This is a genomic window from Paenibacillus shunpengii (assembly GCF_042684905.1).
GTDB lineage: Bacteria > Bacillota > Bacilli > Paenibacillales > Paenibacillaceae > Paenibacillus > Paenibacillus shunpengii.
In genome coordinates this window covers 246,260-260,998 of record NZ_JBHUMJ010000002.1, presented here as the reverse complement: position 1 = coordinate 260,998, position 14,739 = coordinate 246,260, and the positions used below count along the sequence as shown (strand labels likewise).

The following is a 14,739-nucleotide window of genomic DNA, read 5'->3' as shown; positions in this document are numbered from 1 at the left end:
AAATGAATGGAGAAAGAAGGAGATAACATGAAGGGTTGGGAATTTACGACGACAAATGTGCCGCTAAAATTGGTTGAGAAGCCAGATCCCGTAGCAACTGAGGGCCGTGTTGTTATTGAAGTTAAGGCAGCAGGTCTATGTCACTCCGATGTGGGTGCATTACGTGATGAGAAGTGGCTTAATATCATTGAAAAGAAACCCATCATTATGGGCCATGAAGTGGCAGGCATTATCACTGAGGTTGGTGAAGGGGTTACGGATTTCAAGGTGGGTGATCGCGTCGGCGTCTGTCCAGTGAGTCTTGTAGGCATGGGTCCTGGATACGGATATGACGGCGGTTATGCAGATAAAGTATCCGCACCGGCAATTGACCTTGTTCCTATTCCTGACGGAGTAACCTTTGCACAAGCAGCGGCAGGAACCGACGCTGGCATGACATCCTATCATGCGATGTTTAAACGTGGCGGAGCGAAGCCAGGCATGAAAGTAGCTGTGATCGGGATCGGCGGACTTGGACAGATTGCAGCACGTGCAGCTGTTGTAGCCGGCATTGAGGTACATGCCGTAGATGTAAGTCCTAAAGCACGTGAATTGGCTGAATCCATCGGCGTGAAGGCCGTTTATCAGGATATTAAAGAGCTGGCTGACATTGCTCCTGATTTAATCGTAGACTACGCTGGTTTCGGCACAACTACAGCTGGAGCCATTGATGTGGTAGCCCCTGGTGGCACCGTTGTTCTTGTCGGTATGGGCAAACTGGAATCCACGATTAACACGGACCCATTGATTCTGAAAGCAGCGAGCCTATTAGGCAGCGTGGGCGGCGATAAGTATGATATTGCTGAAGTGTATAAGCTGATGGCATCTGGAGACATCTCTCCTGCAATTACCGAAATTACCTTTGATGAGATTGGCGAAGGACTCGGCCGTCTGGAACGTCATGAAGTAACAGGGCGTCTCGTTGCCATTATGTAATAGTCAATATATAAATAGGCCTCCAAGCGTAAGGCTGAGAGGTCTATTTATATTTATATTGATATCTCATTTTCATCGGCTGGCCATAAGCCTATCCCCCTTTAAGTGAAGCACTCCGATATTCGGAAGGTGACATGCCAACCATCTTCTTGAAGACACGGCTAAAGTAATTCGGGTCCCTGTATCCGATCCTCTGACTAATATCCTTCAAAATATGGCGGGGATCACTGAGCAGCTCCCGAGCTCTTTCGATTCGAATTCCTGTCAAATAATCAATGAAGGTTATACCGCATCTCTCATGAAAAATCTTACTGAAATAATGAGGATTCAGTCCCGCATAATCAGCAACTTCCTCCAGTGACAGCTCCGTTCCGTAGTGTTCAGCAATATATACCTTTGCTTTTTCGATACTGCCTCTGTATTCATCCGCATACCATGTGTCCAGTGCATCCAGCACAAGATCCAATTGAAATAGAGCATGCCTGCGTATATCTTCGGCGTCATTCAGATCGTGAAATCCACCAAGCTTAGGAAGAGATATCCCCTTCTCCTTCAACTTGCTCAGCATTTGAGCAAACAGCTTGTTCAGATCATGCTGAACCCTTGCCGCCTGATATCTTGTCATCTCAAGCAGCTCGTTCATGTACTGGGAAAACACGACCCTTGCCTCCTCCACGTTCCCGCGTCCCACCATAAGCAGCAGCCGCTGCTCACAAGCATGAGGATAAGGGTATGATTCCTCCGTCCCAGCGGGCAGATCCTCATAGAAACAGCTGCAGAAGGCACGCGGTTCACCAGATGCGAGCACAGCCTCTTGATAAGATCTCATCCAGCCTGCCCTGCTGAGCCTCAGCATTCCGATTCCTGCCGTCATCCCGCTGGAAGGAAACATACGCTGCGCTTCCTGCAGCAGGCTTCTCGTTAGATGAGCTGCTCTTGCACGAACAGAGAGGCCGCTTCCATTATTCATCCGATCAGGAAACATCAGCAGCGGAAGATGCTGTCCGATGAACGGTCCTGCAAGACAGAAGCCATATGCCGACGTGCGTTTACGTATCCAATCCTGAATTTGAAATAAACCTTCCTGCCCCTGCTCCTGATTCAAAACAACCCTCAGTACACAGGCATATCCGGCTGAATCTGCTGAAATACCTGCTTCTTGCTGCCAACTCATAAGTTCTGCACCGAGCGTTCGTGATTGACAGATGGAGGATACCCAATCGGTTTCGAGCAGTGCCTTTGTCTGTTCCGCCTGATGTCTTAGCGCATTGATGTGTGAAAGCTCTCGTCTGTCTTCATCAATATCCTTCATCACCGCTTGAATTGCGCTCACAATTTGATCTTTCTTACAAGGCTTTAGCAGGTATTCCTTCACCCCGTACTTCATCACGCTCCGCGCATACTCAAATTCATCAAATGCCGAAACCATGATCACCTTCGTGTTAGGCAGACTGCTGTACAGAACGGATACAGCTTCAATACCATCTGTCCCTGGCATTTTAATGTCCATCGTAACCAGATCAGGCAGCAGCCTTTCCGCCATCTCGATGGCCATTCTCCCATTCTCCGCTTCGCCCACGACCTCAACATCGGGCAGATTTCTCTCTACTATCATTCGGAGAGCACTGCGTTCAATCAGTTCGTCATCCACGATAAGCATCTTAAACATAGGCGGCTTTCTCCTCCTTCGTGCAGGGCAGCTTCAATCGAATAATCGTCCCCTGTCCCGGGGACGATTCAATATCCATGATGTCTTCACGCTGGTAGTACAGCCTGAGACGCTTCAGCACATTTGTAAGTCCAATACCGTTTGCAGAAGGCGGCGAGGGTACGTTCTCCGTCCACCGCTGCTCTTCCCTTCCTGCACTATATCCTTCAGTCGTTTCATGCCCAAGGGTTACTGCGGTTGTTCCATCAGGGGGCACAGATTGTCTGAGCAGCTTCGATATTTGTTCTTCTTTCATACCTATACCATTATCACGAATTTCAACAATGACAAGGTCATCCTGTCTATAGATATGCAGTGACAGCTCACCACCATCCTCATAAGACTCAATTCCATGCACAAAGCTGTTTTCGATGAGCGGCTGAATGGTCAGTGAAGGTACTACATAGCTAAGACAGGACTCATCAATCGTCTCGGAGAAGTGAATCCGCTCACCGAATCGCATTTGTTGAATGTAAAAATACTCCCTTACAATGGCGATCTCGTCCCGCAGCACAACGTCGTTATGCATTTTCTTCAAGTTATACCTCAGCAGCGCCGAAATAGAGTCCACCAGATCACTTGTCTTCTCTGCCCCTTCTACATAGGCCATCTTGGATACCATATTGAGCGTATTAAACAGAAAGTGAGGGTTGATCTGATTTTGCAGACTCCGAATCTCCATTTTCTTGACAAGGGCATCCAGCTCTGATTTCTGCTTCATTTCTGCCACGAGCTGGCGGATATTCGCACACATTCCATTAAACGTCTCCGCCAGAAACTGCAGCTCATCCCGGCTGTTCACCTTCACTTCGCTTACCGCCAGATTCCCGCGCGAGATTTGCCTTGCTGCCGCCGATAACCGGCGAATGGGATTCGTTATCCCTTCCGAGAACCAGAACGTAAACAGGGTGCATAATAGGGCAGCAGCCAAAAAAGCATACACGGCCATATTTTGCAGATGCTCATTCTTCGCGTTCATCAGGTCATAAAAGGTCTGGTAATTGGACAGCTCGCTGTTAATCAGCTTCAGCGTCGTATCCTGGATGAACCCGGCAGTCCGATCTGTTTGTGTCATTCGTTCATAGTAAGCCGCCAGATCAGTACCTCTTGCCTGATCGATGGTCTGTCTGCCCTGTTCTAAAAAGCTCGAGATCATATTGCTGTAATTCTTAACGAGCACGTAATTCATGTCATTTTCAATTTCGGGCAGTATTGTGGAGTTCAGCTGCCCCAGCTCATCTGCCTGGCGTTCATAATTCTCAAGCAGCTCAGGGTCAGAAGCAGAGCTTTGAACAAAAGCCTGAATGGAGCCGCTGACCTGCACCGTACGCTGATTGATTTCGTTGAGCAGAAAAAAGCGTTTCAATATCTGGTCATACTGAGTGAGAGAGTTGCTGTTATTTTGATACAAATACAAGGCAAGGGCGGAAATAAGAACGATCAGCACGGTGAAGAACAGCATCAGCTTTGTTTTGATGTGGATCATAGACCTCCGTCCCCTCCCTTGTACATCGGCAGATCGTCCTTTCGAATAATGCGGGCATCCGTGTTATACACACTGACAATCCGCTTGCCGCCAAGATAATCCAGCATCAGCTCCACGCCCTCCGCTCCCATTTGATAGGGCTTCTGTACAATGGATGCAGTAACAATGCCCTGGTTAATGAGCTCTATCGTTTCCGGAAGGTCATCAAATCCGAATACTCGAATATTCATTTGCTCGCTGGCTTGGGAATCCTGACTCCTGTCACTGAGCATTTGAGCGATCCCCATCGCATCCAGGGCACTGGTACCAAAAAAAGTATCCAGCGCTTCATGCTCCCTGGACATCGTATAAGCGGCGGACGCGGAACCGATCCGGTCGATATTCGATTCTTTCATGTCGAGGATACGAATGCCATCCTCCCGCTTCACCGCATCCAGAAATCCACGGACACGATCTTTTAGATTAGCCGCATGGAAGCTTCCGGTTACGATGCCGACGTTCGCATTACCGCCAGTATCCTGAATCAGTGCTTTTCCAGCCATGAACCCTGCTGCGTAATTATCAGTCCCCACATAAGCAAGACGACGGCTGTCCGGGGCATCGGAATCAATGGTGATCACCGGAATCCCCATATCCATGGCCTGACTTACAATGGAAATAAACTGCTCATCATCAAGCCCTTGGGTCAGGATGCCGTCGATTTTGGAGGCTACCGCCATTTCAATCAGTCGGATCTGCTCACTGACGCTGGCTTCCACAGGACCAATATATTCAAGTGTGGCGTTGTTTTGCTCTGCTGCGCTTCTTGCTCCATGCTCAATCAGGCGCCAATAGGGATTATCGAGCTCCTGCGAAATCAGAACCAGATGGACCTCAGGATCATGTGAATGAGTGATGGAAGACATGCCGGACTCATAATGAAGCGCTTTCAATAGATGAAACAAAGATATCGACACCGTCAATAGAAGCAGCAAGACAATCAGTATATAATGCGGCCGTATCCGTGGCTTGAACAAGCGGGAGCCTCCCTCTTAACCTGGCTAGGTATGGAATGATAAATGTAAAAAAGCCCTTATAGAGAGCCGGTTTGAGGCGGCTCCCTATGCTGAGCTTAATCATTTCCATCACAAATCGCAATCCTTGTTTTATATGAGCAAACTAACCTTTGACAGAACCAGCAAGCAGTCCCCTGATAAAATATCTTCCGAGCAAAATATAGACGATCAGCGTCGGCAATGCCGCCAGAACCGCTCCTGCCATCTGTACATTCCAGTGGACAACCTGACTACCGGACAGATTCTGCAGTGCCACCATGATCGGCTGCTGGCTCTGCGTCGTCAGCGTAACGGCAAACAGGAATTCATTCCAGATGTTCGTGAACTGCCAGATGCCGACGACGACAAAGCTCGTCACTGACAGAGGAAGAATAATATGCCTGTAAATGCCTAGGAACCCGGTTCCGTCAATCTGTGCCGATTCCATAATTTCATTCGGAATGCTTACATAGAAGTTGCGGAAGATCAGCGTGGAGATCGGCAAGCCATAAATGACATGCACCAGAATCAGTCCCGGAAGAGTGTTGTACAAATGGATCTGCTGCATGAATTGAATCAGTGGAATCAGAATGCTCTGGTAAGGAATAAACATACCGAACAGAATCAGCGTAAAGATCATTTCCGAGCCTTTGAACCGCCATTTGGCGAATACATAACCGTTTAGCGACCCAAGAAGAGCGGACAGTATCGTTGCCGGAATGACGAGCAGCATACTGTTCCACAAATGCGGAGCCAGTCTTTCAAAAGCTTGGCTGTAGCCGGACAAGTCGATTCTTTTGGGAAAAGACCACATTTGATTCAGTGTGATCGCATCAATGGATTTGAAGCTCGTGATAAGTACGACATAAACCGGAACCAGAAACAGGACGGCAAACACAGCGAGCAGCGCATATACGAAAAAGCGGGAAAGTCTTCTCTGTGCCACGCTCTAATCCCCCTTTCGGCTGGAAATGAGGTAAGGTACGATGAGGAACGAGACGAACAGCAGCAGCAGAATGGCAATCGCGGACCCATTTCCGTAGAAGTTGCCGCGGAATGTCGTTTCAAACATATAAACGCCTGGCATATCGGTGACAAACATCGCTCCAGGGCCCGTCATCGAATAGACAAGGTCAAAGATTTTCAAGGAAATATGTCCAAGAATGATAACAGCACTGACGATAACAGGCTTCAACAGCGGCAAAATAATGGAGGTGAAAATCTTGCGCTCTGTAGCTCCATCTACGCGTGCAGCTTCGAATAAATCCTCCCCGATTGCCCGAAGACCGGCGAGCAGCATCGCCATGGTATAACCCGCCATCTGCCATACAGCTGCAATAATGACTGCAACCAATGCGACAGGAAAACCGAATTCAATCTGTCCCATTTTGAAAAAAGATATAATCTCTGTACTGACATACCATTTGGGAGGACTGGCTACACCAAGATTTTGCAGCAAAATATTGATTCCCGAGGAAGGATTCAGCAGCCACTGCCAGACCACCCCGGTTACGATAAAGGAAACGGCCATTGGAAAAATGAAAATGTTGCGAAAAAAGCCTTCACCTTTAATTTTCGAATTCACCAGCATCGCGAGCAGCAGCCCGATCGCCAAGCACGCGAAGATGAAGAGCACGGTAAACATGATCGTATTGCGGATGTCGGATTGAAACCGGAAATCCTGGAATAGAAAAGCGAAGTTCTTGAGTCCGGCAAAGGATAAATCCTTCACAAGACTGTTCCAGTTACTAAGTGATACATATCCCGTCCAGCTGATGAAACCGTATACAAAGATGCCGATTGCAATCAGAGAGGGCATGAGCAGCAAGATCGCCCATACGGTATCAGGTATTCTTTTTTTGCGAAGAGTCGATGGTGTTCCCATTGTATTCGCTCCTTTCTATCCTGATTATAGAATCAGGGAGCTGACTGCAAAGCTGGACTATCTTCAGATGATCTGGACATTTATGAGCTTACGCGATTGGCCAGATGATACAGATGGGTAGCTCCATTTGAAAAAAACAGCCTCCCCGGATCATATGGCCGGGAGGCTGCCTGGTAGTCAATTACAATCCTTGGGAGGCTGCTGACTTCAATCCCTGCACTGCCTGCTCTACGTCTCCGCCGGTAACGAAAATATTGATGACCTGATTCGCCTGTGTCAGGAATCCTTCAGAAGCTGCAGATCCGTGCGCAAGACTTGGTGTAAGCGCACTGTTCTTGAAATCCTCTATCGTTTCCTTGCCGTACACGTCGTACTTCTCTACATCAGCATCAATACGGGCAGGAATGGATCCTTTCTCCGGATTAAATGCATCCTGTCCTTCCACAGAGCCCAGCACTTTCAGAAATTCCTTCACCGACTCGGGATCCTTCACTCCAGTTGGTAATCCGAACGTATCCGTGATTACCATGAAGCTGCCGTCTGTACCCGGTGTAGGCGCGTATCCAAAATCAACACCTACCTCAAGCTTCAGGTCCCCCGTGAAATAACCCTTTGCCCAGTCTCCCATCACGTTCATGGCAGCCTCTCCGCTGGATACGAGCTGAGAAGCGTCCTGCCAGTTGCGGGCAGCATGGTCTTCGTTGACATATGTCAGCATTCTCTTGAAGGTTTCGAGCGCTTCCTTCACCTTCGGATCGTCAAAGCTGAGGTCTCCTGTCCACAGCTGTCTGTAACCGTCGGCACCGAGTGTACCGAGAAGCACCGTCTCAAATAAATGCGTTGCCGCCCAAGGCTCCTTGTCTCCAAGTGCCAGCGGTGTAATGCCTTTTGCCTTCAATGCATCCGCTGCCGCAAAGAACTCATCGAACGTTGTCGGCACGGTTAGTCCGTTATCATCGAACACTTTCTTGTTATACCACAGCACATTGCCCCGATGGATATTAACCGGTACAGACCAGATGCTGCCATCACTGCTGACGAGATCGATCAAATCCTGAGGGAACTTATCGTTCCACCCTTCCGCTTCATACAGCTCATTCAGCGGCTCCATCTTGCCAGCCGCCACCCAGCCCGAATTGAGCTCCGAACCGCCGTGAACCTGGAATGTCCCCGGAGGATCTCCCCCTTGCATCCGGCTGGCCAGCACGGCCTTCGCATTCGTTCCTGCCCCGCCGGCAACAGCAGCATTAATAACCTCAATGCTCGGTTGTTTATCCTTAAATACTTGAATCAGTGCTTTGAGGCCTGCTTCTTCTCCGGCACCCGTCCACCAGCTGAATATTTCAACCTGCTTACTGTCCGTCGAAGCAGGCGGTGCCGTTCCTTCTCCTCCGGTGGCTTCGTCCCCGGCAGGCGCCGAGGTTGAACCCGAACTGCATGCGGATAAAGCCAGTGAACCTAGTAGTGTCAGCGTTAGCCATACTGGTGATTTCTTCACATCAACACTTCCTTTTCATTTCGTTAGGATAGATGGTTATACTTACACTCACTTGCTTGCACCTCAGATTATAAGCCTCAAAATGTAAGCGCTATACTGGATTATGTTCAGGTCATCTGGACTTTATTTAGGGGGATATCCTTGATTGCTCAATAGCTGCCACAGAAGGCAGGCCTACGATCTGCAGCCCAGTTAATCGCTAATAATAAAAAAAAGAAGCTCCAGGCATGGGTGATCATGCATGAAGCTTCTCTAATTACGAACGACCTCTTATTCATTTAGAGAGACAGAGAGACTATTATGTTACTCAAGCTGCAAAGAACCTCACAATCTCTGGACAAGTCCCTCCAGCTTGACGGTCCAGCTGCCATCCTGCGGGAAGCCGGGAGCATCACCGTAAGGTCCGTCAATCCAGCCTGCCGCCATCAGGGCGACGGCTGCAAGGAGTCCTCCATTGCCCGGTAAATAGGCCAGCAGATCATCCCGCTGATAATTGTGCCCATTTTTCAAATACGTATTTTTCACCTGATCCATGAGCAGCATGTCTACGGCGAGGTCACCTTCGCCCAGTCTCGCCGCTGTCATCGCGGCCGTTGGGAAATCCCATCCCCATGTAGTTTCCCACCGCCACGCTTCTCTAACTCGGTGCAGAGTAGAGAGCATAACCGACCGGTCGATCAGCTTGCCGGGCAGCACACCAAGCGCTGCCAGCATGGACGGGTGATCTATATTCGCCCTTGTATACGTATCGGTGCATAACTCATGCGCCTCATATACTCCATTCACCGGCTCAGGTACCGATAAATGCTCCAAGACATGACGCCACTTGGGCTCGTCTGGCAGCCCAAGTCTCTCCCGCCACAAGAGTGCAATCTCAAGACCATGCCGCCAATATTCTAGTTCATATACGGGATTCATCGTCTCGCTGCCCCTGTGGTTCTCTTGTGCCGGGATAACGGGCGGACCGAGCACGTAACGCTGCCCCGGCTCATCCCATACCGCGAAGGAAGCCATAAATTCTGCAGTTTCCATTACCATTTCCTTGTACCGTTCGAGCACCGTTTCACTCGGATCTGCCTGATAGCAGAGATAAGCGAGATCAATCGGATGCGGCTGCTGCCAGATCAGCAGCGTAGCGACGCTGGACGGGCTCTGATTCCCTTCCGGTCCCACCATCTTCGGCCATCGGGCACCGGTATATCCTTGTGACCCTGCCAGTTCTCGTGCCTTAGGCAGAATCCTCTGGTACCAGGACAGGCTGCGCTCCAGCAGATGAATTCTTCCCCACTGGGCAAAGTGTGCGGCATGCCACCAGTGCATTTCGAGGTGGGGCTTACCAAACCAGCTGTTGTACATCAGTCCGGTCTCCTGTGGGGGAATTGTGCCTGCGGAATGCAGCGCAGTCTGATATTGGGACAAGATGATTCTGCGCTCCAGCTCGGCAGCCCGCGGATCACGGCTGTCCGCGAGCTCAATGGCCCCGCCGCTCTTCCAGAATTGCTCCCAATGTACGGTAGAGGAAGAACGGATAGCTTCGGCGTTAGCCAGTTCCTTGACCTCGTCTGCTGAAAGTGCATAACAGAACGTCAAATCGAGCTTCGATAAGGAGCTGTTCGGAACCAGGCGATAGGCATGCCGGCCAAGCTGAACAAGTTCGCCGTCAGTCCATGCGAGCTTCACTACATACTTGTCTTCGTCCATGATTCTCCGGATCTCAGCTCCATGCTGATCTGCATGATGCAGCTCGCTCTTATGCCCTTCTTCGATCTCCCAGTTCAGGCCTATACTGCTGCCCCAGCCGCGGGACTGCGGGTGGGGAGCAGGAAACCGGACGGATACAAACAACCTGCCTTGCTCGATGAGCTCTGACTCTACGGTCAACCCGATCTGATCCAGCCGGTCATGGCAGCTGGTGAGAACGGTAACAGGTACTCCCTCTACACGGAACCGGCTCGTGATGATTCCGGTCCACAAATCAAGCTCTTGTTCAATGTCGCCAATGTCCTGGAGCCGGATTCGGCTCCCTTCCGAGGATAGCAGTTCAAGCCCGATGACACCGAGCTGGACTCGGTGCGGATTCTGTCTCAGCCAGTGGAACACCTCCTCCTGACCGGCAGCATCGGTTGCATATCCCACTTGACGTCCGTGCGTTTCAAATGAAGTGAGCAACACGTCCTCGTACCGATACAGATCATGCCCGCCCGTACTGTGCCATCCCCAGTTGGACTGGGTTCCTAACGGAAACTTATACTCTTCAGGGAAGCTTTGCATACCGGTAACATCTACAGTGTAGGCAAACTCTCCATTCCCTACAGACAGGGGTGATAGGGTCTCGGCCTGCCGCAGCACCGGATTATGCCGGGTGACAAGCGATTTGCGATCAATTTTTTGCATAGGGCTAAAAGTCCTCCTGCTATTTTTTTGATGCCCAGCATGTTTTGCGAACCAATCAATGAGGCGGTACCTTCTCGAATCATATTAAGCGGTAAGTACTGTGCTTATGGCGGACGGCCTCATTGAATGTGAACCTGGTTGCTCCGTTATTGCTGGTAGCTCTGTACCTTCTCATACCATTCCTGTGCCCGCTTCGTGACCTCTGCTCCGCCGGAGCTGTTCCAGCGCTCCACGAACTCATCGAATTTCTCCAGCGGCCATTCACCGATTACGATCTTGGACAAATATTCCTGGAACAGCTTATGAGACTGAATATCCGGATATCCTTGGTATACAGACGAAGGCAATCCGTCTCCCGCAATACGGCGGGCATCGGCTGTTGCCACTTCGAAGATGTCCTTGACCATCTGAACCTGATCCTCCGGGAAGGTCTGTTCAATACGAACATCCATGGTCTCCTTCGTATTGTAATTCAGCATACCCAGCCCAATCGGCGTATTGTCATCCGCAGGGAGCAGCTGTTTCTTGCCGTCTACCACTTCATGGTGCACGCCTTCAATACCGAAGCGAATAAAATCCTCGTTCGCCGGATCGTAGAAGAAGTCAAGCAGCTTCAGTGATGCCTCTGCCTTGTCCTCGGATACCTTCGGAATCATCCACTCCGGCTCGCCTACACTTTTTTGGGTGACATAGCCTTCGTATCCTTCCACGGTCGGGATCGGCATTCCTTTGACGACGGCTTCTGGGGCAAGCGTCTGGATCGCGGCCAGCCGCTCCTTCAAGTTCCCGGGCAGATGATACCAGCTGCCGACCAGATTGTTGTTAATCTTCGCTGTCCAGATTTCACCTTTGTTCAGGAAGGTCTCATTATCGAGCAGCTTCTGTTCGTACAGATCACGTACAAAGACAATGGCATCCTTCATGTTCTGTGTAACACCTGCATACTGCAGCTTGCCGTCGTAAATATCCCATTCCGGCTTCCCTTCCCACATTGCCACGCCGTACATGGCGAACAGATGATCCATCCAGGTTCCGAACTCCCGGCCTGTCGTTGGAATCTCATCAGCCTGACCATTGCCGTTAGGATCCTCGTTCAGAAAAGCCTTCAATACTTCGACGTATTCTTCCTGTGTTGTCGGCATTTCGAGCCCTACAGCGTCCAGCCAGTCCTGCCGAATCATCGGTGCACGCTCTGGAATCATATAGATCTTGGGAACATAATAAATCTTACCGTCCGGTGAAGCTGAACGTACAATATCCCAAGCTTCCTGAGGAATGCGCTTCCATAAGTTCGGAGCATGCTTCGGCAGCAAATCGTCGAGCGCAAGAGCTCCATTCTGCGAGATCAGCGTCTGCTCTACGCCACCCACCGGTCTCATAATATCCGGCAGATCACCGGAAGCGATCATCACGTTCATGCTTTCCACCGGATCACCGCCTGACGAGGTTGTCTGCAGATTATACTGCACTCCCGTCCTCTCTGCGATATACTGCACATGCGCATCATCCGGCGTTGGCAGCTTGCCCTTGCTCAGGTGTGTCTTATAGACATCCACTACTACATAATCCGGATTGGTCGGCGCAGCCGAGCTGCCTGTGTCCGTATTGCCGCTGCAGCCAGCCAGCACCGTCGTCATCCCTAGCGTCAATGCCAGAACAGACCGAGTCCATCCTTTATGAGTCCACTGATTACGATTCCACAAGTGAGATCTCCCCTTTATTAATAGGTTATATGACCCGCCATTTACACCATTCGCGTAGTTCCAAATCATAAATTCATCACATGCAGTGATTCGGCCGGATGGGCTAGCCCTTTAATGAACCCAGCATCGCTCCTTTGACAAAATATTTTTGCAGGAAGGGATATACCAGAATGATCGGTGTCGCCGCAAATATAATGGTGGCTGCCTTCAGCGTTGTAATGTTGTAATCGAAGCTGCCGAGCATATCTGTCACACTCAGCATTTCCGGCGATACAATATATTCCCTCAGCTTCACCTGAAGCGGATGGAGATTCGGATCTCGGATGAACAGAATGGCCCGCTGGAATGTGTTCCAATACCCTACGGCATAGAATAAGCTGACCGTCGCAAGTACGGGCTTCGATAACGGCAGGAAGATCTGGAACAATACTCTGAAATCATGGCAGCCGTCGATCTGTGCCGAGTCAGACAATTCAGCAGGTATACCCATGAAGAAGGTACGAATAATGACCATGTTGAACGTGCCGATCAGTCCCGGAATAATCAGCGCCCAGATGGAATCCAGCATTCCGAGCGATTTGACTGTCAGATAGAACGGGATGAGCGGTGCATTGAATATCATCGTGATTACAATCCCGAACATGACATGTCTCTTGATCATGAACTTCGGATGCGCCAGCGGATAGGCGGTGAGCACGGAGAATAGGACACTAAGCAGCGTACCCACCACGGTAATGAAGATCGTGACGGCAAACGAATTCCATAAATCCTGCCGGTTCAGAATGTACTCCCACGCTCCGAATGTAAATTCGACCGGGAACAAGAATACTTTCTTAGAATCCGCCGCAATCGGCGAACTGAAGGACATGGCCAGCATTTGCACGAGCGGTGCGAGCATCGTAAAAGCAGCCAACGTCAAGAAGGTGTAATTGACGACCTTGAACACTTTTTCTCCAAATGTACTTTTCATCACCACAACCCCTGCTCTGTTTTTCTCGCAAGCCGATTAAAGATATAGAGCAAAACAAACCCAATGACGGACTGGAACAGACCAATGGCTGTTGTCATGCTGTACTGCCCCTGAAGCACCCCTGCCCTATACACATAAGTCTCGATAATATCTCCCACCGAATACGTCATGGGTGTCAGCAGGTTAAATATTTGATCAAATCCAAGCTCCAGGAAGTTACCGATATTCAGCAGGAACAGTACTGTAATGGTCGGCAGCAGAGACGGCAGCGTAATATAGATGGCCTGCTTCCATTTGCCGGCACCGTCGACGACGGCTGCTTCGTATAGATTAGGATTAATCGCCGTGAGTGCTGCAAGATAAATAATCGTTCCCCAGCCCACTTCTTTCCAAATCCCCGACAGGATGACGATTGTGCGGAAAGCTCCTTCCTGCTGCATAAACAGAACAGGCTCATACCCGAACCAGCCACGGATTACGTTCACAAGTCCGCCAGTAGCCAGCAGCTCGAATACAATACCGCCCACAACAACCCAGGACAAGAAATGCGGAAGATAAAAAATACTCTGATACGTGCGCTTCATGATTCTCCCAGCAACCTCATTGAATAACAGGGCGAGAATAATGGGCGCCGGGAAGCTGAACACAAGCTGGTAGAGCGCAATGAGCGCCGTATTACGGAGCACGTTCCAGAAATCCGGATACGTAAAGATGAACTTGAAATTATCGAAGCCGACCCAGGGACTGCCCCAGATCCCATTCATAATCTGATAATCCTGAAAGGTAATGATGCTGCCAGCCAACGGAACATATTTAAATAAGATGTAATACACAATTCCCGGCAGGATCATGAGGTAGAGCATCCAGTACTTGCGGACATTATGCAGGTAAGGACGAATGGATCCTCGTTTTGGTGTGGAATGAGACACCTCCGGTTTCGCTGTGATGTCAGTCATGTGTGTGTTCGCCCGCCTTTCCTCTTCTATAGTCGTAATGCCACGAGGGACACCCTCAATTTACGACTGAAGGGACAGATCGGCAATCGACCATTCCGCCAAAATATGGACATAAAGAGAAAAAGCCACC

The 14,739-nt window shown here is 50.0% G+C and carries 11 protein-coding genes; 1 reads left to right on the top strand and 10 read right to left on the bottom strand.

The window, feature by feature from the left end; all coding sequences use genetic code 11:
- Positions 1-27 precede the first annotated feature (27 nt).
- Positions 28-975, top strand: coding sequence for a zinc-binding dehydrogenase (locus tag ACFSVM_RS01115; protein WP_076312300.1), 948 nt, complete (start codon positions 28-30; stop codon positions 973-975).
- A 91-nt stretch (positions 976-1,066) separates the two neighbouring features.
- On the opposite strand, the gene ACFSVM_RS01110 is transcribed toward ACFSVM_RS01115, so the two are convergent.
- The 10 genes from ACFSVM_RS01110 to ACFSVM_RS01065 all read right to left on the bottom strand — a co-directional run bounded on the left by ACFSVM_RS01110 (position 1,067) and on the right by ACFSVM_RS01065 (position 14,516).
- On the bottom strand, positions 1,067-2,644 hold the full coding sequence (locus ACFSVM_RS01110) for a response regulator (RefSeq protein ID WP_379259966.1): 1,578 nt from the start codon (positions 2,642-2,644) through the stop codon (positions 1,067-1,069).
- Positions 2,637-4,169, bottom strand: a complete 1,533-nt coding sequence (locus tag ACFSVM_RS01105; protein WP_379259964.1) for a sensor histidine kinase — start codon at positions 4,167-4,169, stop codon at positions 2,637-2,639. The genes ACFSVM_RS01110 and ACFSVM_RS01105 overlap by 8 nt, the downstream gene beginning before the upstream one ends.
- Positions 4,166-5,185, bottom strand: a complete 1,020-nt coding sequence (locus ACFSVM_RS01100) for a sugar-binding protein (protein WP_076312302.1) — start codon at positions 5,183-5,185, stop codon at positions 4,166-4,168. The genes ACFSVM_RS01105 and ACFSVM_RS01100 overlap by 4 nt, the downstream gene beginning before the upstream one ends.
- 142 nt (positions 5,186-5,327) lie before the next feature.
- Entirely contained in the window at positions 5,328-6,149 is an 822-nt protein-coding gene (locus ACFSVM_RS01095) for a carbohydrate ABC transporter permease (RefSeq protein ID WP_379259962.1), read from the bottom strand.
- A gap of 3 nt (positions 6,150-6,152) precedes the next feature.
- Complete coding sequence (locus ACFSVM_RS01090; RefSeq protein ID WP_379259960.1) at positions 6,153-7,088, bottom strand: carbohydrate ABC transporter permease; 936 nt, start codon at positions 7,086-7,088, stop codon at positions 6,153-6,155.
- A 181-nt stretch (positions 7,089-7,269) separates the two neighbouring features.
- On the bottom strand, positions 7,270-8,586 hold the full coding sequence (locus ACFSVM_RS01085) for an ABC transporter substrate-binding protein (RefSeq protein ID WP_090726640.1): 1,317 nt from the start codon (positions 8,584-8,586) through the stop codon (positions 7,270-7,272).
- 324 nt (positions 8,587-8,910) lie between these two features.
- A complete protein-coding gene (locus ACFSVM_RS01080; RefSeq protein ID WP_379259958.1) occupies positions 8,911-10,980 on the bottom strand; it encodes a glycoside hydrolase family 65 in 2,070 nt (689 codons plus the stop codon).
- Positions 10,981-11,126: 146 nt separating this feature from the next.
- Positions 11,127-12,617 carry an extracellular solute-binding protein gene (locus ACFSVM_RS01075; RefSeq protein WP_090726757.1) on the bottom strand — a complete coding sequence of 497 codons (1,491 nt, stop codon included), beginning with the start codon at positions 12,615-12,617 and terminating at the stop codon, positions 11,127-11,129.
- Positions 12,618-12,786: 169 nt separating this feature from the next.
- Positions 12,787-13,653: a carbohydrate ABC transporter permease gene (locus tag ACFSVM_RS01070; RefSeq protein WP_076312307.1), complete on the bottom strand. Its 867-nt coding sequence runs from the start codon at positions 13,651-13,653 to the stop codon at positions 12,787-12,789.
- Positions 13,653-14,516 (bottom strand): ABC transporter permease, encoded by an 864-nt coding sequence (locus ACFSVM_RS01065; RefSeq protein WP_256209881.1) that lies wholly within the window; start codon positions 14,514-14,516, stop codon positions 13,653-13,655. The genes ACFSVM_RS01070 and ACFSVM_RS01065 overlap by 1 nt, the downstream gene beginning before the upstream one ends.
- Between the last annotated feature and the right edge of the window lie 223 nt (positions 14,517-14,739).